Source organism: Isoalcanivorax pacificus W11-5, assembly GCF_000299335.2.
Taxonomy (GTDB): Bacteria; Pseudomonadota; Gammaproteobacteria; order Pseudomonadales; family Alcanivoracaceae; genus Isoalcanivorax; species Isoalcanivorax pacificus.
Genome location: NZ_CP004387.1, coordinates 4080450 through 4101126, shown reverse-complemented (window position 1 = coordinate 4101126; position 20677 = coordinate 4080450). Strand labels below are relative to the sequence as shown.

At 61.2% G+C, this 20677-nt stretch carries 20 protein-coding genes; 14 read left to right on the top strand and 6 right to left on the bottom strand.

Annotation, left to right across the window (positions count from 1 at the left end):
* Position 1: 1 nt before the first annotated feature.
* The 6 genes from S7S_RS18385 to cyoA form a co-directional block, all read right to left on the bottom strand.
* A complete protein-coding gene (locus tag S7S_RS18385) occupies positions 2 to 1309 on the bottom strand; it encodes an ATP-binding protein (RefSeq protein WP_008734491.1) in 1308 nt (435 codons plus the stop codon).
* A 51-nt stretch (positions 1310 to 1360) separates the two neighbouring features.
* Entirely contained in the window at positions 1361 to 2101 is a 741-nt protein-coding gene (locus S7S_RS18380) for an SURF1 family protein (protein ID WP_008734494.1), read from the bottom strand.
* Positions 2098 to 2475, bottom strand: coding sequence for a cytochrome o ubiquinol oxidase subunit IV (cyoD, locus tag S7S_RS18375; RefSeq protein ID WP_008734496.1), 378 nt, complete (start codon positions 2473 to 2475; stop codon positions 2098 to 2100). The genes S7S_RS18380 and cyoD overlap by 4 nt, the downstream gene beginning before the upstream one ends.
* Positions 2475 to 3113, bottom strand: coding sequence for a cytochrome o ubiquinol oxidase subunit III (gene cyoC, locus S7S_RS18370; protein ID WP_035203621.1), 639 nt, complete (start codon positions 3111 to 3113; stop codon positions 2475 to 2477). Before cyoC ends, cyoD begins: the two co-directional genes overlap by 1 nt.
* Entirely contained in the window at positions 3106 to 5109 is a 2004-nt protein-coding gene (cyoB, locus tag S7S_RS18365) for a cytochrome o ubiquinol oxidase subunit I (protein ID WP_008734500.1), read from the bottom strand. The genes cyoC and cyoB overlap by 8 nt, the downstream gene beginning before the upstream one ends.
* A 70-nt stretch (positions 5110 to 5179) precedes the next feature.
* Positions 5180 to 6184 carry a ubiquinol oxidase subunit II gene (cyoA, locus tag S7S_RS18360; protein ID WP_082027776.1) on the bottom strand — a complete coding sequence of 335 codons (1005 nt, stop codon included), beginning with the start codon at positions 6182 to 6184 and terminating at the stop codon, positions 5180 to 5182.
* Between the two features lie 153 nt (positions 6185 to 6337).
* On the opposite strand from cyoA, the gene S7S_RS18355 reads away from it, so the two are divergent.
* From S7S_RS18355 to S7S_RS18290, 14 genes are all read left to right on the top strand, one after another.
* Positions 6338 to 7657 carry an MFS transporter gene (locus S7S_RS18355; RefSeq protein WP_008734504.1) on the top strand — a complete coding sequence of 440 codons (1320 nt, stop codon included), beginning with the start codon at positions 6338 to 6340 and terminating at the stop codon, positions 7655 to 7657.
* Between the two features lie 312 nt (positions 7658 to 7969).
* Complete coding sequence (locus S7S_RS18350; protein ID WP_238582916.1) at positions 7970 to 8401, top strand: ATP synthase subunit I; 432 nt, start codon at positions 7970 to 7972, stop codon at positions 8399 to 8401.
* A 107-nt stretch (positions 8402 to 8508) separates the two neighbouring features.
* Complete coding sequence (gene atpB / locus S7S_RS18345) at positions 8509 to 9381, top strand: F0F1 ATP synthase subunit A (RefSeq protein ID WP_008734508.1); 873 nt, start codon at positions 8509 to 8511, stop codon at positions 9379 to 9381.
* Positions 9382 to 9441: 60 nt separating this feature from the next.
* Entirely contained in the window at positions 9442 to 9660 is a 219-nt protein-coding gene (gene atpE / locus S7S_RS18340) for a F0F1 ATP synthase subunit C (RefSeq protein ID WP_008734510.1), read from the top strand.
* A gap of 44 nt (positions 9661 to 9704) precedes the next feature.
* Complete coding sequence (locus S7S_RS18335; RefSeq protein WP_008734513.1) at positions 9705 to 10175, top strand: F0F1 ATP synthase subunit B; 471 nt, start codon at positions 9705 to 9707, stop codon at positions 10173 to 10175.
* A gap of 15 nt (positions 10176 to 10190) precedes the next feature.
* Positions 10191 to 10727, top strand: a complete 537-nt coding sequence (locus S7S_RS18330; RefSeq protein ID WP_008734516.1) for a F0F1 ATP synthase subunit delta — start codon at positions 10191 to 10193, stop codon at positions 10725 to 10727.
* Between the two features lie 17 nt (positions 10728 to 10744).
* Positions 10745 to 12289, top strand: a complete 1545-nt coding sequence (gene atpA, locus S7S_RS18325) for a F0F1 ATP synthase subunit alpha (protein ID WP_008734518.1) — start codon at positions 10745 to 10747, stop codon at positions 12287 to 12289.
* A gap of 31 nt (positions 12290 to 12320) precedes the next feature.
* A complete protein-coding gene (atpG, locus tag S7S_RS18320; RefSeq protein ID WP_008734520.1) occupies positions 12321 to 13193 on the top strand; it encodes a F0F1 ATP synthase subunit gamma in 873 nt (290 codons plus the stop codon).
* A gap of 33 nt (positions 13194 to 13226) precedes the next feature.
* The gene (gene atpD, locus S7S_RS18315) at positions 13227 to 14612 is read left to right on the top strand and encodes a F0F1 ATP synthase subunit beta (protein WP_008734522.1); all 1386 of its coding nucleotides are present in this window, start codon (positions 13227 to 13229) and stop codon (positions 14610 to 14612) included.
* A 35-nt stretch (positions 14613 to 14647) separates the two neighbouring features.
* Entirely contained in the window at positions 14648 to 15082 is a 435-nt protein-coding gene (locus tag S7S_RS18310; protein WP_008734524.1) for a F0F1 ATP synthase subunit epsilon, read from the top strand.
* A 202-nt stretch (positions 15083 to 15284) separates the two neighbouring features.
* Positions 15285 to 16646: a bifunctional UDP-N-acetylglucosamine diphosphorylase/glucosamine-1-phosphate N-acetyltransferase GlmU gene (glmU, locus tag S7S_RS18305; RefSeq protein ID WP_008734526.1), complete on the top strand. Its 1362-nt coding sequence runs from the start codon at positions 15285 to 15287 to the stop codon at positions 16644 to 16646.
* Between the two features lie 6 nt (positions 16647 to 16652).
* A complete protein-coding gene (gene glmS, locus S7S_RS18300; protein ID WP_008734528.1) occupies positions 16653 to 18479 on the top strand; it encodes a glutamine--fructose-6-phosphate transaminase (isomerizing) in 1827 nt (608 codons plus the stop codon).
* Positions 18480 to 18790: 311 nt separating this feature from the next.
* Entirely contained in the window at positions 18791 to 19312 is a 522-nt protein-coding gene (locus S7S_RS18295; RefSeq protein WP_144401711.1) for a transposase, read from the top strand.
* Positions 19313 to 19373: 61 nt separating this feature from the next.
* The gene (locus tag S7S_RS18290; protein ID WP_144401710.1) at positions 19374 to 20660 is read left to right on the top strand and encodes a substrate-binding domain-containing protein; all 1287 of its coding nucleotides are present in this window, start codon (positions 19374 to 19376) and stop codon (positions 20658 to 20660) included.
* Positions 20661 to 20677: the final 17 nt, after the last annotated feature.

Sequence of the window (20677 nt, the reverse complement as noted above, 5' to 3'; positions counted from 1 at the left end):
CTCATTCCTCCTCCAGTGTGATCGCGGACAGCGGCAGCGACAGCGCGACGCAGGCGCCACCCTGGGGCATGTTATGGGCGCTGAGATTGCCGCCCAGTGTGCGCGCCACGTTCATGACCAGGAACAGGCCCAGCCCGCTGCCTGGCCGGCCTTTGGTGGAATGGTAGGGGCGGCCGAGCTGTTCGAGAATGGCTGGCGGAAAGCCGGGGCCCCGGTCACGGACCGTGATGACCAGCATGGCCTCCTCGCGTGTTACGTCCAGACCGACCCATTCCGGTGATGCTTCCAGCGCATTATCGAGCACGTTGGCGATGCTCTGTTTGATGGCCGAGTCGGACACGATATCCAGGTCCTCGCCAAAGTGATTCTGGTAGCGGAAGCCGTGCACTGACCGTGTCGCCTGCCAGTCGGCCACCAGGTCATCCAGAAAACGGTGCAAGGTGGTTTCTTCCGCCGCTTCGCCGCGTGCCTCACCGGCGGACAACAGAATGCCGCTGACAATGGATTTGCAGCGCAATACCTGGGCCTGCATTTCGTCCAGCTCCTGCCGCACGTCCGGGTCCGCGTTAAAGGCCGGCATGCGGCGCCAGTCACCCAGAATCACCGACAGCGTGGACAGCGGCGTGCCCAGCTCGTGGGCCGCGCCGGAGGCGAGCAGGCCCATGCGCACGATATGCTCTTCCTCGGCAGCGCGCTGGCGCAACTCCGCCAGCCGCGCGTCACGGGCGCGCCGGTTGCGCGTGATGCGGCTGATAAAGATCACCAGCAGCGCGGCGTTGAGCACGAAGCAGATCATCATGCCCTTGACGTAATAACTGTGGTGGCCACGTTCATAGTCTGCCGGCAACAGCAGTGGCCGGTCGGCGAGTGCCAGCCAGACGAAACAGAGTGTGGTCGCCACCAGGATGGTCAGCGTGGACCAGGTTTCCAGCAACACGGCACCGAGCACCACCTGCAGCAGAAACAGAAAGATAAACGGGTTGGCGGTGCCGCCGCTGAGGTAAAGCTGGATGGTCAGGGTGAAGACATCCACCAGCAGCGACACCATCAGCTCGGTGTTGGTCACATCCTGTTTCAGGCGCAAGCGCAGCAGACTGATGCCGTTGAACGCCACCAGCCCGAGCAGCACCGCCACCATATAGTTCAGCGGCAAGGCGACGCCAAAGCCGAAATGGGTCACGGCGATGGTGGCGACCTGGCCCAGCACGGCGATCCAGCGAAGCTGGATCAGCAGGTGCATGTTCTTGCGGCCTGTTCCGTCATCGCTGGCGGCAGGTCGCAGTCCCCAGCGGAGTGAGGCAATCGGCATCGGTCGTCTCGTTCTGGCGACACGGGCGGCGGAGGCCCGTGGCGGGAGGGTTCAGCCGCGCCGGCGGCGGGCGTCCCGGATCAGGAACAGCGCGGCGCCGGCGCTCATCAGCGCCAGCGCGTACCAGGTGATCGTATAGACCAGGTGGCTGTTGTGGAAGCGCACTACCGTCAGCCCGGGCACCGGCGCGCCGGTGGCACGGGGCGCGTCGTCGGCACCGGCATCCACAAAATAGGGCGCCACACGCGCCAGCGCGTGCGTGTGTGCGATGGCGTCCACATCGCGGGAATACCAGCGGCCGGCGGCCGGATCGTTGGCGCGCAGAAAGCCGCCGTCCGGTTCGGTCAGGCGCAGCAGGCCGGTGACCGTGACCTGGCCGGACGGCAGGGGAATGCTGCCGGCGGCGCGTTGTGCGGGCGGCGCGAAGCCACGGTTGACCAGCACCACTGAGCCGTCATCGCGCTGCAGCGGCGTCAGTACCCAGTAGCCACTGCCGAGCGTTGTGCTGGCCTGCACCAGCGTATCGTGTCCGGGGAGCCAGGTGCCGCTGAGTTGCACAGGCCGGTACGCGTGCCGGTCGGCGTTCACGGCGGGCCAGTCGGCTTCGCCGGGGGCCGCCACCGGTGCGGCGTGCACGCGCGCCTCGACACGTTCGATCAGGTCGAGTTTCCAGGCGCGGCGTTCGATCTGCCAGGTCCCGAGGGCGATAAAACTGCCGCACGCGGCGAGCAGGAACACCAGCCAGAGCACCAGCCCCCAGGGCCGGCGTGCCGGTGTGCGGTGCGTCGTCACGGCGACAGGTTATGCTCGTGCATCATGCCCGGCATCATGTTGTGGTTGAGGTGGTACATTACCCACAGCGAACCGGCTAGCGTGATGAACACCAGCACCAGTGTGAAGATCAGCGCCAGCATGTTCCAGCCGCCTTCGGAGTGGAAGTTCATGTGCAGGAAAAACACCATGTGCACGCAGATCTGGATCAGGGCGAAACCGAGAATGACCAGTGCGGTGATGTTGCGGTTTTCAAACACGTCGGCCATCACCAGCCAGAACGGAATCGCGGTCAGCACCACCGACAGCAGAAAGCCGGTCATGTAGCCCTTGAAGGAACTGTGCGGGCCATCTTCGTGGTGATGGTCGTGGGTGTCGTGATGATGCTCGCTCATTACAGCACTCCCATCAGGTAGACAAAGGTGAACACGCCGATCCAGACCACGTCCAGGAAGTGCCAGAACATGGACAGACAGAACAGGCGTCGTGTGTTGGCCGGAATCAGACCATGCCTGCGCAACTGCACCATCAGCGTGACCAGCCAGATAATGCCGAACAGCACGTGCAGGCCGTGGGTGCCGACCAGCGCAAAGAATGCGGTGAGAAAACCGCTGCGCTGCGGGCCGGCGCCGACATGGATCAGGTGCGCGAATTCATACAGCTCCACACCCAGAAAGGCGACACCGAACAGCCCGGTGATGCCCAGCCACAGCAGCGTGCCCTTGAGCCGCTTCTGCTGCATCTCCAGCATGGCAAAGCCAAACGTGATCGACGACAGCAGCAACAGCGCCGTGTTGATGGCCACCAGCGGTAGGTCGAACAGGTCCGCGCCGGTGGGGCCGGCCGCGTAATTGCGGCCGAGCACGCCGTAGGTGGCAAACAGGCAGGCGAAGATCAGGCAGTCGCTCATCAGGTAAATCCAGAACCCCAGCAAGGTGGCGTTCTGCGGGTGATGTTCGCCGCGTACCAGAAACTGCAACGGTGGCCGGTGTCCGCCCGGCGAGGCGTGTGAGAGTGCGTGCGTGTCAGACATGTTCTGCAAGCATCCGGGTTCGTTCAGATTCGACGCGGGTTACTTCTTCCGCCGGGATGTAGTAATCGCGCTTGTAGTTGAAAGTGTGGCCGATCGTCACCGCCAACAGCGCCACGAACGAAGCACCGGCCAGCAGCCACATGTGCCAGATCAGCGCAAAACCCAGCAGGGTGCTGATGCCGGCGAGAATGATCCCCGCGCCGGTATTCTTCGGCATGTGTACCGGCAGGAAACCCGACTGCGGACGCTGGAAGCCGTGCTGCTTCATCTGCCACCAGGCGTCGATATCGTGTACCTGCGGCGTAAAGGCGAAGTTATAGGCCGGCGGCGGCGAGGAGGTGGACCACTCCAGCGTGCGGCCATTCCACGGATCGCCGGTGGTATCGCGCAGGGACTCGCGGCGGCGATAGCTGACCACGAACTGGAACAGGAACGCGGCGATGCCGATGGCGATCAGGAAGGCGCCGAAGGCAGCGATCTGGAACCAGATCTGCAACGATGAATCATCAAAATGGCTCATGCGGCGTGTCACGCCCATCAGGCCGAGCACGTACAGCGGCATGAACGCCAGCCAGAAACCCACCAGCCAGCACCAGAACGACACCTTGCCCCAGAACGGGTCCAGCTTGTAGCCGAACGCTTTCGGGAACCAGTAGGTGATGCCTGCGAACAGGCCGAACAACACGCCGCCGATGATCACGTTATGAAAGTGCGCGACCAGGAACAGGCTGTTGTGCAGCACAAAATCCGCCGGCGGTACCGCCAGCAGTACACCGGTCATGCCGCCGATCACAAAGGTGATGATAAAGCCCATGGTCCACAGCATCGGCACCTCAAACTGGATGCGGCCCCGGTACATGGTGAACAGCCAGTTGAAGATCTTGGCCCCGGTGGGGATCGAGATGATCATCGTCGTGATGCCGAAAAACGAGTTCACACTGGCGCCGGAGCCCATGGTGAAAAAGTGATGCAGCCAGACCAGATAGGACAGCACGGTGATCACCACGGTGGCATACACCATCGACGCATAGCCGAACAGGCGCTTGCCGCTGTAGGTGGACACCACTTCCGAGAACACGCCGAACAGCGGCAGGATCAGGATGTACACTTCCGGGTGGCCCCAGATCCAGATCAGGTTGATGTACATCATGGCGTTGCCGCCGAGATCATTGGTAAAGAACGCCGTACCCAGGTAACGGTCCAGCGTCAGCATGCCCAGCACGGCGGTCAGCACCGGGAAGGCGGCGACGATCAGCACGTTGGTGCACAGCGAGGTCCAGGTGAACACCGGCATTTTCATCATCGTCATGCCGGGTGCGCGCATTTTCACGATCGTGACCAGCAGGTTGATGCCAGACAGCAGCGTGCCCACCCCCGCGATCTGTAGCGACCATATATAGTAATCCACCCCGACTCCGGGGCTCTGTAATATCCCCGATAATGGCGGGTAGGCGAGCCAGCCGGTCTTGGCGAATTCACCGACGAACAGCGACACCATCAACAGCACCGCGCCGCTGGTGGTCATCCAGAAGCTGAAATTGTTCAGGAACGGGAAGGCGACATCGCGGGCGCCGATCTGCAACGGCACCACATAGTTCATCAGGCCGGTCACCATCGGCATGGCGACGAAGAAAATCATGATCACGCCGTGGGCGGTAAAGATCTGGTCGTAATGCTCCGGCGGCAGGTAACCCATGGAGCCATCGAACGCGATGGCCTGCTGGATACGCATCATGATGGCGTCGGCAAAGCCGCGCAGCAGCATGATGATGCCGAGGATCATGTACATGATGCCGATTTTCTTGTGGTCGATGGTGGTGAACCACTCGTTCCACAGATAGCCCCACAGCCGGTAGCGCGTCACCAGCGCCAGCATGGCCAGGCCGCCGATGGCGACCACGGCGAACGTCGCCACGATAATGGGGTCGTGATAGGGAAACGACTCCCAGGTGAGGCGGCCGAAGAGAAGCGTTGTCAGGTCAAGTTGATCGAACATCTTGGGTACCGACGCCGAAGGCGTTTAACGAAAAGTGTGTCAGGCGCGTGCAGCGCCTGACCCGAACACGTCAATAACTGACTGCCGGCCGCAGGCCGACGATGTCATCCAGCGAGGTCTTGCCGAGAAAGCGCAGGGCGTCATCAATGCCGCACAGGTTGCGCGCGCGCAGCATGTCGATGGCCATCATGTCTTTCATGCACAGGCTGCCCGGCTGCACGCAGCGATTGAGAATCGCCTCATACAGGTCCGGCTCGACACTGGCGAAACGGTGCACCGGCTCGTCGTGGCTGGGCTGTTCCAGTGCCAGGTAGTGCTCGCGGTCGAGCGGCTCGCCTTGCGCGCGGTTTTTCGCTACCCAGGCGTCGAAGCCCTGCTCGCTCAGGCCGTGGAAGCGGAACCGCATGTCGGAGAAGCCGGCGCCACTGTAGTTGGCAGAAAAGCCTTCGTAGACACCTTCCTTATTGATCACCGCGTGCAGCTTGGTTTCCATGCCGGCCATGGCGTAAATCTGCCCCGCCAATGCCGGAATGAAGAACGAGTTCATCATGGTGGAAGAGGTGATCTTGAAACGGATCGGCCGGTCCACCGGGGCGGCGACTTCATTGATGGTGGCGATGCCCTGTTCCGGGTACAGGAACAGCCATTTCCAGTCCATCGCCACCACTTCGATCACCAGCGGCTCCACACCTTCCGGTACCGGCCGTTGCGCATCGATGCGCTCCAGTGGGCGGTACGGATCAAGTTGATGGGTACTGACCCAGGTCATGGCGCCGAGCGCGATGATGATCAACAGTGGTACCGACCAGATCACCAGTTCCAGCACGGTGGAATGGTCCCAGTCCGGCGCGTAGGTGGCCTCGGCATTGCCGGCGCGGTAGCGCCAGGCAAACCAGAGCGTCAGCACGATCACCGGCACGATCACCAGCAGCATCAGGATGGTCGACCAGACAATCAGGTCGCGTTGCTGCAGGGCCACGTCGCCGGAGGGCGACATCACCACCATGTCGCACCCGGCGAGCAGGGCGAGGGGGAGTAGCAGAAGCAGTCCGCGCAGAGATTTAGAGAAAGACATCACCGGTCAGCATCAATGTGGCCCAGGTGGCGCCAACCCTACGCCCGGACGGGCCGGTGGGGCATTGGACATTTTGTCCTATGGCCCGGCGTGTCCAAACCGGGGATGCTGTAGGCTTGTCGACGCTATCTTTACGCACAACGAGCCCTTGCGATGTCCAGTACAGATCAGGTCCAGCCCCCTCTGCATACGCCGGCGCACACCGGCGCCGGCCATTCATCGGTGGCCCCCGGCGAGATCGCCGTGGGCGTGGTGGTAGGCCGTGCATCAGAGTATTTCGACTTCTTCGTCTATGGCATTGCCTCGGTGCTGGTCTTCCCGGCGGTGTTTTTCCCGTTCGCCGAGCGACTCGAGGGCACGCTGTACGCCTTCATCATCTTTGCCTTTGCCTTTATGGCCCGCCCGTTCGGCACCGCGCTGTTCATGGCCATCCAGCGTCACTGGGGGCGCAGCGTGAAACTGACGGTGGCGCTGTTCCTGCTCGGCACGGCCACGGTGGGGATCGCCTTCCTGCCGGGCTATCAGGTGCTGGGGGGCGCGGCCATCGGGTTGCTGGCCTTTTTCCGGGTGCTGCAAGGCATCGCCTTCGGGGGCTCCTGGGACGGCCTGCCCTCCCTGCTGGCGCTGAATGCCCCGCGCGACCGGCGCAGCTGGTACGCCATGCTTGGCCAGCTGGGCGCCCCGATCGGCTTTCTGGTGGCCGGCGCGCTGTTCCTGTTTCTGCACACCAGCCTCTCGGAAGCCGATTTCACCGGCTGGGGCTGGCGCTATCCCTTCTTTGTTGCCTTCGCCATCAACGTGGTGGCGCTGTTTGCCCGCCTGCGGCTGGTGGTGACGGAAGAGTACACCGCCGCACTGGAAGAGAGCGCGCTGGAGCCGATCGGCACCTTCGAGATGCTGCGCCGGCAGGGCTACAACATCTTTATCGGCTCGTTTGCAGCGCTGGCCAGCTATGCGCTGTTTCACCTGGTGACCATCTTCCCGCTGTCCTGGATTGCCCTGGACGGCAGCCAGGGTATCAATGACGTACTGACCATCCAGCTGATCGGCGCCGTGCTGGCCGTGCTGGGCACCATCGCCTCCGGCTGGATCGCCGACCGCATCGGCAAGCGTACCACGGTGGCACTGCTGGCCTGCCTGATCGGGGTGTTCAGCCTGTTCACGCCCATGCTGATGGACGGCAGCCCGCTCCAGCAGGACATCTTTATCCTGGTCGGCTTTGCCTTGCTGGGGGTGTCCTACGGCCAGGCCTCGGGCACGGTGACGGCCAATTTCGAGCCGCGTTTCCGCTACACGGGCGCCGCGCTGACCTCCGATTTTGCCTGGCTGTTCGGTGCCGCGTTCGCGCCGCTGGTGGCGCTGGGTCTGTCGGCGCACTTCGGGCTGGGCTATGTGAGCGTGTACCTGCTCTCCGGCGTGATCTGCACGCTGCTGGCGCTGCGTGTGAACCGCCGGCTTGAAGACAGCGACTGAGGCGTTGATGCAGGACCGGGGCGGGCGCGTGGCGGCGGGAGATGGCCCGGCGCCACGCCACCCAGGCCGCTGTCACCCTGGATCGGTGCCGGGTGAGGCGCGGGTTGCGATGCGGATCGGAATCTGACGCGGGTTCAATTAATGACCCGCCATCCGGCCTGAAAATCCGCGCCCTCCCGTCGTATTAAGCCGCTGGTCGCGGTTGCAGTCACGGGGGCATGTCCCTATACTCTGCGCGCCTGAGAACGGGGCTCGCCGACGGCGGGATCCAAACCCACTGCCGAGAGGCAGCGCTGGCAAGGCGGAGTCACCGTGACCAAGACTGCGATATCCGGAACCTTCATTTTCCGGGGTCTGATGCTGGTGCAAATCACCTCGTTACTGGTGACCGCTGCACTGGCTGCATTAATGGCCGGCGGCCCTGTTGGATTGGCCGCTCTCTGGGGTGGTGCCATCTGTCTCCTGGCACACGCCTGGGCTGGATTCCAGATCTGGTTGCACCCGCGCAACCAGGAGCCGCGTCATCAGGCTGGCGCGGCTATTCGTGCCGAACTGGGCAAGATTGCAATCATGTTGTTGCTCTTCTGGCTCTCCTTCCGGGAGTGGCCGGATTTGCGCGGCAAACAGGCAGCCGCCGCGCTGCTGATCAGCTTTTTCGTGGTGCAGGCGGCCGGCTGGGTCTGGCTGGCGCGCGCCACGGGCGGACCGCCTCCGCAGGGGCCGCCGGGTAACAAAGAAGGTTAATGGCAGGTAATTGAGCGTCGCCTGCCGCCGTGGGAAGGTGATTCCATGGCATGAAAAAGCCCCCGGGTGCGGGGTTTTTCACACACTGTTAATGGCTGGGTACGCACATGGCAGCAGATACACCGACTGGTTACATCAAGCACCACCTGTCCAACCTCACCTATGGCAAGGTGCCGGCCGGCACCGAGCTTTGCGACGGCAGCGTCGCGCAGTCGGAGCAATGGCTGCTGGCCGCCTGTGAATCCGAAATGGATGCCATGGGCTTCTGGGCCTTCCATGTCGACAGCCTCGCCTTTTCCGGTATTCTCGGTCTCGTTTTCATCCTTATCTTCGCCATGGTGGCGCGCCGCGCTTCCGCCGGTGTGCCCTCCGGCATCGTCAACTTCGTGGAAATGGTGGCCGAGTTCGTCGACACCTCGGTGCGCGACAGCTTCCACGGCAAGAGCAAGCTGATCGCCCCGCTGGCCCTGACCATTTTCTGCTGGGTGTTCATCATGAGCAGCGTCAAGCTGCTGCCGGTGGACAGCGCCACCGGCCTCGCCAACCTGCTCGGCCTGCACTACCTCAAGATTGTTCCCACCGTCGATCCCAACATCACCCTGGCCATGTCCTTCTCGGTGCTTTTCCTGGTGATCGGCTTCTCCATCAGCAGCAAAGGTTTCGGCGGCTTTATCGGCGAGCTGACACTGCACCCGTTTGAAGTGAAGAACCCGATCGGCAAGGTCCTGTTCATCCCGATCAACTTTATTCTTGAAACCGTAGCGCTGCTGGCCAAGCCGGTATCGCTGGGTCTGCGGCTGTTCGGCAACATGTTCGCCGGTGAGTTCGTGTTCATCCTGCTGGCGGCCATGCTCGGCTACTGGCAGTTCATCGGCGCGGTACCGTGGGCGATCTTCCACCTGCTGGTCATCCCGCTGCAGTCGTTCATTTTCATGATTCTGACCATTGTGTACCTCAGCATGGCCAGTGAGCACCACTGATTCATCGCAACACTGTACTGAAGTTTTGAAAGCAACCTAAACGTAAAACGGGAGTGGAAAATGGAACTCAACCTGCTTGCAGCTGCTATCGTTGCTGGTCTCGCGGCTATCGGCGCCGGTCTGGGCTTTGGTCTGATGGGCGGTCGTTTCCTTGAGAGCGTGGCACGTCAGCCGGAACTGGCTCCGATGCTGCAAACTCGCATGTTCATCATTGCCGGTCTGCTCGACGCTGTGCCGATCATGTGTATCGCTATCGCGTTCCTGATGATCTTCCAGTAAGACCCGACCAGGGAAATTCACGCAACGCGGTTTGAGGTGTTCGCATGAACATTAATGCAACACTGCTTGGCCAGGTAGTCTGGTTCGCCCTGTTCGTATGGTTCTGCATGAAGTTCGTGTGGCCGCCGATCATGGGCGCGCTGACCGAGCGCAAGCAGAAGATCGCCGACGGCCTGAGTGCCGCCGATCGGGCAGCGCGTGATCTGGAACTGGCGCAAGCCAAGGCCAGCTCCAACCTCCATGAGGCGAAGGAGAAGGCGGCCGAGATCATCGAAGCGGCTAACCGCCGTGCCAATCAGATCCTGGAAGAAGCCAAGGTCAATGCGAAGGCCGAAGGCGATCGTCTGGTAGCGAAAGCCCAGGCGGAGATCGAACAGGAAGTGAACCAGGCACGCGAACAGCTTCGCAAGGAAGTGTCCGCTCTGGCACTGAAAGGCGCTGAGCAGGTTCTGGGCGCGGAAGTGAACCAGGACGCACACAAGCAGCTGCTCGCGCAGCTGGCGGCCGAACTCTGACTAAACGGGTAACCCATGGCTGAATTGACCACCATCGCTCGTCCTTACGCCAAGGCAGCTTTCCTGTTCGCGCGGGACAACAGTGCCCTGGCGGAATGGGAAAAGATGCTGGGCGTGGCCGCGGCAGTGGCGGAAGACCCCGCCATGCGCGCCTGGCTTCAGCAGCCCCAACTGAGTGCCGGACAGAAAGCCGACGCTTTCGCTGAGGTCTGTGGCGACGCGCTGAACGAGAGCGGCCGCAACTTCATCGCACAGCTGGCAGAGCACGGGCGCCTGCCCCTGCTGCCGGCGGTCTTCGAACTGTTCCATGCCTTCGTGGCGGCACAGGAAGCCTTTGTGGATGTGGAGCTGGTCTCCGCGCAAAGCCTCGAGGATGCGGAAGTCGAGCGTCTGGTCGGCAGTTTGAAAAAACGCCTGGGCCGGGAAGTACATGTCTCCACGCGTGTGGACGAAGCGCTGATTGGCGGCGTCCTGATCCGTGCTGGCGATACCGTGATTGATGGCAGTGTGCGCGGCAGATTGGCCCGCCTGGCCGAGCAACTGAACTCTTGAGTTTGAGGGATTGAAGCATGCAGCAACTCAACCCGTCCGAAATCAGCGAGATCATCAAGCAGCGTATTGCCAAGCTTGATGTCTCCACCCAGGCGCGCAACGAAGGGACCGTGGTATCGGTATCCGACGGTATTGTGCGCATTCATGGTCTGGCCGACGTGATGTACGGCGAAATGATCGAGTTTGAAGGCGGCGTTTACGGCATGGCCCTCAACCTTGAGCGTGACTCCGTTGGTGCGGTGGTGCTGGGTGATTACCTGGGCGTTGCCGAAGGCCAGAAAGTCAAATGTACCGGCCGCATTCTGGAAGTGCCGGTCGGCCCGGAGCTGCTCGGCCGCGTTGTTGACGCGCTGGGTAACCCGATTGATGGCAAAGGTCCGCTGAACACCAAGATCACCGAGCCGGTCGAAAAGGTTGCGCCGGGCGTGATCTGGCGTAAGTCGGTAGACCAGCCGGTGCAGACCGGCCTGAAAGCCATCGACGCCATGACCCCGGTTGGCCGTGGCCAGCGTGAGCTGATCATCGGTGACCGTCAGATCGGTAAGACCGCGATCGCCATCGACACCATCATCAACCAGAAAAATTCCGGCATTAAGTGTATCTACGTCGCGATCGGTCAGAAGCAGTCGACCATTGCCAACGTGGTGCGCAAGCTGGAAGAGCACGGTGCGCTGGAAAACACCATCATCGTTGCCGCGTCGGCCTCCGACCCGGCCGCCATGCAGTACCTGGCGCCGTTCGCCGGTTGCTCCATGGGTGAATACTTCCGCGACCGCGGTGAAGACGCGCTGGTGGTTTACGATGACCTGACCAAGCAGGCCTGGGCTTATCGCCAGATCTCCCTGCTGCTGCGTCGTCCGCCGGGCCGCGAAGCGTACCCGGGTGACGTGTTCTATCTGCACTCCCGTCTGCTGGAACGCGCTGCCCGTGTCAACGAAGAGTACGTTGAGCAGTTCACCAACGGTGCAGTGAAAGGCAAGACCGGTTCCCTGACCGCGCTGCCGATCATCGAAACCCAGGCCGGTGACGTGTCCGCGTTCGTACCGACCAACGTGATCTCCATTACCGACGGTCAGATCTTCGTTGAAACCGACCTGTTCAACTCCGGCATCCGCCCGGCGATGAACGCCGGTATCTCGGTATCCCGTGTAGGCGGTGCCGCGCAGACCAAGATCATCAAGAAACTCGGTGGTGGTATCCGTCTGGCGCTGGCGCAGTACCGTGAACTGGCGGCGTTTGCCCAGTTTGCTTCCGACCTGGATGAGGCGACCCGTGCCCAGCTGGAGCATGGTCAGCGCGCCACCGAGCTGATGAAGCAGAAGCAGTTCAGCCCGCAGTCCGTTGCTGAAATGGGCGTGGTGCTGTACGCGATCAACGAAGGCTTCCTGAAAGATGTGGCGCTGGACAAGATCGGCAAGTTCGAAGCCGCTCTGCTGGACTACATGAACAGCGAACAGAAGGCGTTGATGGAAAAAATCAACGAGAAGGGCGACTTCAACGGCGACATCGAGTCCGGCATCAAGGACGCGATCGAGAAGTTCAAGGCTACCCAGACCTGGTAATCGCTTGGTAAACGCTTAAAAGGATAGTCCTATGGCCGGCGCGAAAGAGGTACGTACCAAAATCGCAAGTGTCCAGAGCACGCGGAAAATTACCCGTGCCATGGAGATGGTTGCCGCCAGCAAGATGCGTCGCGCACAGGAACGCATGGCGGCCTCCAAGCCGTATGCCACGCGTATCCGGGGCGTGATTGCGCACCTGGCAAACGCCGATGTGGAATACCGCCATCCTTACCTCGCCGAGCGCGACGTAAAAAAGGTGGCCTACATCGTGGTCAGCAGTGACCGCGGCCTGTGTGGTGGCCTCAACGTCAACCTGCTCAAGCAGATGGTGCGCGAAGCGCGCCAGTGGTCCGAGCAGGGTGTGCAGGTGCAATACTGCGCCATCGGCAACAAGGCGATGAGTTTCTTCCGCAGCTTCGGCGGTGAAGTAGTGTCGTCGGTGACCGGCCTGGGCGATGCGCCGCACATGGGTGACCTGGTGGGTTCCATCAAGGTCATGGCGGATGCGTTCGAGAAAGGCGAGGTGGATCGCGTCTATCTGGTGTACAACGAATTCGTCAACACCATGACGCAAAGCCCGGTGGTGCAGCAACTGCTGCCGCTGAAATCCGGTGACGAATCGGAATTCAAGAACACCACCGGCCAGCGTTGGGACTACATCTACGAGCCGTCGGCCAAAGAACTGATCAACGGTCTGCTGAAGCGTTTCATCGAAACCCAGGTATACCAGGGTGTGGTGGAAAACAACGCCTGCGAACAGGCCGCGCGGATGGTTGCCATGAAGGCAGCAACCGATAACGCCGGCGACCTGATCCGTGATCTGGAGCTCCTGTATAACAAGGCCCGTCAGGCGGCCATTACACAGGAAATCTCCGAAATTGTTAGTGGTGCCGCCGCGGTCTGACCGGGCGGGCAGAGAAGCTGAGAGGATGCAAGCATGAGTAGCGGTCGTATTGTTCAGATCATCGGCGCTGTAATCGACGTGGAATTCCCGCGTGAAAGCGTGCCCAATGTCTACGACGCACTGACAGTGAGCGGTGCCGACACCGTTCTGGAAGTACAACAGCAGCTCGGCGACGGCATCGTGCGCACCATCGCCATGGGTTCCACCGAAGGCCTCAAGCGTGGCCTGGACGTGGCCAACACCAACGCGCCGATCCAGGTGCCGGTGGGCAAAGAAACCCTGGGCCGCATCATGGACGTGCTGGGTCGCCCGATCGACGAAGCCGGTCCGATCGGCGAACAGGAGCGCATGCCGATTCACCGCAAGGCACCGACCTACGCGGAACAGGCCTCTGGCAACGAACTGCTGGAAACCGGCATCAAGGTGATCGACCTGGTCTGCCCGTTCGCCAAGGGCGGTAAAGTCGGCCTGTTCGGTGGTGCCGGCGTGGGCAAGACCGTGAACATGATGGAGCTGATCCGGAACATCGCGATCGAGCACTCCGGTTACTCGGTATTTGCCGGCGTGGGTGAGCGGACCCGTGAAGGGAACGACTTCTACCACGAAATGAAAGACTCCAACGTACTGGACAAGGTATCGCTGGTATACGGCCAGATGAACGAGCCGCCGGGCAACCGTCTGCGCGTGGCCCTGACCGGCCTGACCATGGCGGAAAAATTCCGTGATGAAGGCCGTGACGTACTGCTGTTCGTCGACAACATCTACCGCTACACCCTGGCCGGTACCGAAGTATCCGCGCTGCTCGGCCGTATGCCGTCGGCGGTGGGTTACCAGCCGACCCTGGCGGAAGAGATGGGCGTGCTGCAGGAGCGTATTACCTCCACCAAGACCGGCTCCATCACCTCGGTGCAGGCCGTTTACGTACCGGCGGATGACTTGACCGACCCGTCCCCGGCCACCACCTTCGCTCACCTTGACGCGACCGTGGTACTGAGCCGTGACATCGCCGCCAAGGGTATCTACCCGGCGATCGACCCGCTGGACTCCACCTCCCGCCAGCTCGACCCGCTGGTGATCGGTGAAGAGCACTACGCTGCCGCCCGTGGTGTGCAGACCGTGCTGCAGCGTTATAAAGAACTGAAAGACATCATCGCCATCCTCGGCATGGACGAGCTGTCCGAAGAAGACAAGACCACGGTAATGCGGGCACGGAAAATCGAACGCTTCCTGTCCCAGCCGTTCTTCGTGGCGGAAGTATTCACCGGCTCGCCGGGCAAATACGTGTCCCTGAAAGACACCATCCGCGGCTTCAACGGCATTCTCGGCGGTGAGTTTGATCACATCCCGGAGCAGGACTTCTACATGAAGGGCTCCATCGACGAAGTGGTCGAGGCATACAACAAGCGTCAGGCCAAGTAATCGTCTAAAGCAGGCAGGTTGTTCAGGAGAGTCACATGCCGATGACAGTGCATTGCGACATCGTCAGCGCTGAAAAGCAGCTGTTCTCAGGCGAGGTGGAAATGGTCGTGGCCGCCGGCAGCGAGGGTGACCTCGGCATCCTGCCGGGCCACGCGCCGCTGCTGACCGGCCTGAAACCCGGCCCGGTGCGGATCATCAAGCAGGGCGGCGAAGAAGAAGTGTTCTATGTGAACGGCGGCTTCCTGGAAGTGCAGCCGAAAGTGGTGACCGTGCTGGCCGACTCCGCAGCGCGTGCCCACGACATGGACGAAGCCGCCGCCGAAGAAGCCCGGCAGCGCGCGAAGGAAGCCCTGGAAGGCAAGCACACCGACATGGACTACTCCGCTGCCTCCGCGCAGCTGGCGGAATCCGTGGCGCAGTTGCGGGCCATTCAGCAGATGAAGAAGAAGTTCGGCGGCTCCGGCAAGTAACATCCGCCGGGTTTGTCGGGCTTTTACAAAAGGGTAGCTGCCAGGCTGCCCTTTTTTGTGGCGTGCCGTCCATGGCCGCCACCCTTCGGGCCGTCGCTAACGCGACGTCAAAAATGGCTCCCGGCCATTTTTTGTTTTAGGCTTTCGCCAGCCCGGTTCCCCGCGGGTGGTGCGGAACGGACGTCAGCAGACGAGGTAAAAGATGGAACTTGCAGTGGTCATCCTTGCCGCCGGCAAGGGCACCCGGATGCGCTCGCAACTGCCAAAGGTGGCGCACCCGATTGCCGGCCGGCCGATGCTCTCGCACGTCATCGACAGTGCCCGGGCACTGGACGCGCGGCGTATCTGCGTCGTCTACGGCCACGGCGGCGAGCTGGTGCGCGAACAGGTCCCGGCCCCGGACGCGGTCTGGGCCGAACAGGCCGAGCAACTCGGCACCGGCCATGCGGTGGCCCAGGCCATGCCTCACGTCAGCGAAGATGTGGTGCTGATCCTGTACGGTGACGTGCCCCTGATCCGCCCGGACACCCTGCGCGACTTCGTCGGTCGCGTCGCTCCCGACCGGCTGGCCCTGATGACCCTGGAAATGGACGAGCCTGGCGCCTACGGCCGCATCGTCCGCAACGCCGCCGGCGAAGTGCAGGCGATCGTCGAGTTCAAGGACGCCGACGACACCCAGCGCGCGATCCGCGAAATCAACACCGGCATCCTCGCCTGCCCGCGCGCCTTCCTGGCGGACGCCCTGCCCAAACTCTCCAGCAATAACGCCCAGGGTGAGTACTACCTCACCGACGTGATTGCCATGGCGGTCAAGGCCGGCCTGACCGTGGAAGCCGTACAGCCGCAGTTCGCCTGGGAAGTCGACGGCGTCAACGACCGGGTGCAGCTCGCGCGCCTGGAACGCATCTACCAGCAGGTCCAGGCGGAACAACTGATGCGCGCCGGGGTCACTGTGCTGGACCCGGCGCGGCTGGACATTCGTGGCACCGTGCAGTGCGGCGAAGACGTGGTACTGGATGTGAACACCGTGCTGGAAGGCGACGTGAGCCTGGCCGCCGGTGTGCGCGTCGGCCCGAACTGCCTGATCCGCAACAGCTGCATCGGCGCCGGCACCGTGGTCGAGGCGAACTCCATCATCGACGGCGCCGACGTCGGTGAAGCCTGCCAGATCGGCCCGTTCGCACGGCTGCGCCCCGGCACCGAAATGGCCGCACGAGGCAAAGTGGGCAACTTCGTCGAGACGAAGAAAACCCGCATCGGCCCGGGCAGCAAAGTGAATCACCTGACCTACCTGGGTGACACCGAGCTGGGCAGCGGTGTCAACGTGGGTGCGGGCACCATTACCTGCAACTATGATGGCGTCAACAAGGCACGCACCGAGATCGGCGACAACGCCTTCATCGGCTCGAATTCGTCACTGGTGGCCCCGGTGACCATCGGCAAGGACGCCACCGTCGGCGCCGGCAGTGTCATCACCCGCGATGTCGAAGCGGGCGAACTGGCGGTGGCGCGTGGCAAACAGCGAAACATCAGCGGCTGGCCCCGGCCGCAAAAAAAGGACTGAACCTCTATGTGCGGCATTGTTGGTGCAATCGGCGAACGTAACGTCGCCGGCATTCTGCTCACCGGCCTGAAGCGGCTGGAATACCGTGGCTATGATTCCGCCGGTGTGGCCATCATCGGCCAGGACGGCCTGCAACGCGTGCGCCGCGAAGGCAAGGTGCAGGGCCTGGAAGACGCCGTGCAGGCCAGCCACACCAGCGGCCAGATCGGCATCGCCCATACCCGCTGGGCGACCCACGGCGTGCCGTCGGAACGCAATGCCCACCCGCACATGTCGGGGGATGACCTGGCGCTGGTGCACAACGGCATCATCGAAAATTACCAGGCGCTGCGCGACGCACTGCAGGGCGAAGGCTATACCTTCACGTCCGATACCGACACCGAAGTGATCGTGCATCTGATCCACCAGGCGCAGGCGCGTGGCGAGGATCTGCTGGCCGCCGTGCAAAGCACGGTGCGTCGTCTGCGTGGTGCCTACGCACTGGGCGTGGTGAGCACCAGCGACCCGGACCGTTTCATCGCCGTGCGCTCCGGCAGCCCGCTGGTCGTGGGGCTGGGCATTGGTGAAAACTATGTGGCGTCCGACCAGCTCGCCCTGTTGCCGGTGACCACGCGCTTCATCTTCCTGCAGGAAGGCGACGTGGCCGAAGTCTGCCGTGACAGCGTGCGTATCTTTGACCGCGACGGCACACAGGTCGAGCGCGACATCCACGAATTCGACGGCACCCACGAAGACGCCGAAAAAGGCGAGTACCGCCACTACATGCTCAAGGAAATCTTCGAGCAGCCCGTTGCATTGCAGCGCACACTGGAAGGACGCCTGGGCAGCGTCGCCGATCTTGACGGCCTGTTCAGCGAGAATGCCGACCTGCTGCACAAAGTGCGCAATATCCAGATCATCGCCTGTGGCACCAGCTACCACGCCGGCATGATCGCCCGTTACTGGCTCGAAGCCCTGGCCGGTGTGCCCTGCCAGGTGGAAGTGGCGAGCGAATTCCGCTACCGCAGCCACGTGGTGCCCGAGGGCACCCTGTTTGTCACTATTTCGCAGAGCGGCGAAACAGCCGATACGCTCGCCGCATTGCGCGCCACCAGCAGCCCGAATTATGTTGGCCGGCTTGCCGTGTGCAATGTGGATAGCTCCTCACTGGTGCGCGAATCCGAACTGGTGCTGCTGACCCGCGCCGGCCCGGAAATTGGCGTGGCATCGACCAAGGCGTTCACTACCCAGCTCGCGGCATTGATGATGCTGGTACTGGCCCTGGGCCGCGTGCGCGGTCTGGAACAGGCGCGCATTCAGACAGTGCTGGATGAAATGCGACAGTTGCCGGGCCTGATCCAGCAAGTACTGCAACTGGATGGCGATATTGAAAAACTCGCCGAAGATTTTGTCGAAAAACACCACACGCTGTTCCTGGGCCGAGGCACTCAGTATCCGGTGGCCATGGAAGGCGCACTGAAGCTGAAAGAAATTTCCTACATCCACGCCGAAGCCTACCCGGCCGGCGAGCTGAAACATGGTCCGCTGGCACTGGTGGACAAAGACATGCCGGTGGTGGCGGTCGCACCGAACGATGAGTTGCTGGAAAAACTCAAATCCAACCTCCAGGAAGTGCGCGCCCGTGGCGGTGAGCTGTATATCTTCGCCGATCGTGACGCGGCACTGCAGAACGAAGACGGCGTCACCGTACTGAACATGCCGCCGGTGCCGGAGTGCCTGATCCCGATCGTGTACACCGTGCCGCTGCAACTGCTCAGTTATCACGTGGCCGTCATGCGGGGCACCGACGTGGACCAGCCGCGTAACCTGGCAAAATCCGTGACCGTGGAATGATCCCCTCCTGGCGCGTCCGTTACCGGGCGCGCCAGCCTTATTCACCCTGCACACGCCCTCACCCTGTTCCGATATCACGCTGAAATCAATTTTCAGCAGCGCCGTGACCGATTTCCCATAGCGAACACTCGTCCATGCTCAGTGCACGAGCGCCCCGTGAACTTTTATTGACGAAAGTTCGGTGCCTCTGGCGTCGGCGTGTCTGCGCAAGTGGGAGAGCATCCATTAAAGATAAGCGTAACAGGCCGATTGCATAATGATACCGGCCATGACGATGCTCATTGTCAAACTCTGTACGCAGGTTCACGTTTATGACGCGATATTCACGTGTAGGCATGCAGGAACTGGATCAGAAATTATCAAGGATTGTGGAATCAGCGCGCGTCAGCCCGGTATCAGTGTTCCGTTATGGTTCACCCTGGGTCTGGATCGTGTCGCAGGAGGAATGGCAGAAAACCCTGACGGATATCCGGGATTACCTTCCGATGGAGCACCCGCTGATCACGTTGCGCGACGCCGTATCGGAGTCTGGTCTGGTGGAGCAGGTCACGGCGATGGCGGGCGAAGGCCTTTTTCGCCTGAACATGACTGCGTTAACGCACATCATGTTGCTGCGTCTGGCCATTACCCATACCGGTAACGAAGCGGACATCTATCACCAGATCAACTACAACATATTGTATCGCTGGTTTGTGGGCCTGGATGTAAACCGGCGCATGTGGTCGCGCGATGATTTTATTCGGGATGTGGGGGCATTTGGTGACCGGCTTGAACTGGTTGCCGTGATCAAGGGGTTTCTGGATAAACGGGGTTTTGGCCGCTGCGGCGCGTAACAAGACCACGATAACAAAACAGAAATGATGGCACTATGCTGCGTTGGCATGGTGCTTTTTTTTGAAGAATGGAAAAGTCTGGAATCTCCCGAGCAATTTTCCCCGCGCTGTCATCGCCACCCCTGAAAGTAAATTCTGTAGCGACCTGATCACCAATACTCCAATGCAGAGGGTGATATCAACGGCGCTGCACGATTTTCCGGACGAAACAAACAAACCCTTAAATGGAGATTTCAAGATGTTCAAGCGTAATGTTCTGGCTGTGTCACTCAGCCTGGGTCTGGCAGCGTTTGCTGGTCAGGCGTCTGCTGATGTCGTTGGTGGTGGTGCTTCCCTGTCTGCCGGCGTGTTCAATGACATTATCACCGGCGAAAACTACAACTACGAAAGCTATGTCTCCGTTGGCTCGAGCGCGGGCAAGCGTGCTTTCTTCGGTAACGATTCAAGCGAGTTTGGTTATGATCCGGCTCTGGTGCCGACCGTACACTATGCTGGTAGCGATTCCATTGCTACGAGTGCGGAGATCAGCAACTATGCGGCTAACGATCAAAGCACCTTTGGCGACCTGATTCAAGTTCCGTTCGCGGGCACCTCCGTTACTGTCCCATTCAACAACAGCGAAGTAACTGCAATGAATCCTCTGGTTCTGAGCAGCAGCGATGTGGCCAAGATTTTTTCCGGCCAAATCACTAACTGGAACCAGCTGGGTGCCTTTTCATCGAAGCAAATAACCGTTGTTCATCGCGCTGATGGTTCTGGTACTGTGGAGATATTCACGCGCCACCTGGCTGCTGTTGAGCCGACTTTGTTCCAGACCAGCACCAACTTCCTGACAGCTCGGATTGGCACGCCGTCCGGGAGCGCTGTTTTTCAGTCAGCCAATGGATCAAGCGGTGTAGTGTCCCTGATGAACAGCATTGATGGCGCTATTACCTTCGTTAGCCCGGATTATGTTGACCCGTCCGACCCGTCGGAAGTGGCCGCTATCATCAACCCTACCAATAGCACTGCGTATATGCCAACGCAGGTTAACGTGCAGGTCACCTTTGACTCGGTAACCCCTCCGTCCACCACTAATCCGGCCGATTGGGCGCCGATTTTCCCTAACCCAAGCGCTGGATATCCGATCGCTGGCTTTACTTACATGCTGCTGAGTGAGTGCTACAACGATCCGGCGATTGGTGCTGCAATTAGCAACTTCGCGATCAATCATTATGCTGGTCTGCACGACTCCTACATTTCCAGCGCTAGCCTGATTCCGCTGCCAAGCAGCTGGCAGAATGCCGTGCTTAATACGTATGCTTTGAATATAAATGGTTCTGGCTGCGCTTCAGTTACCGGTCGATAACATCGGCTGTTTTTCAA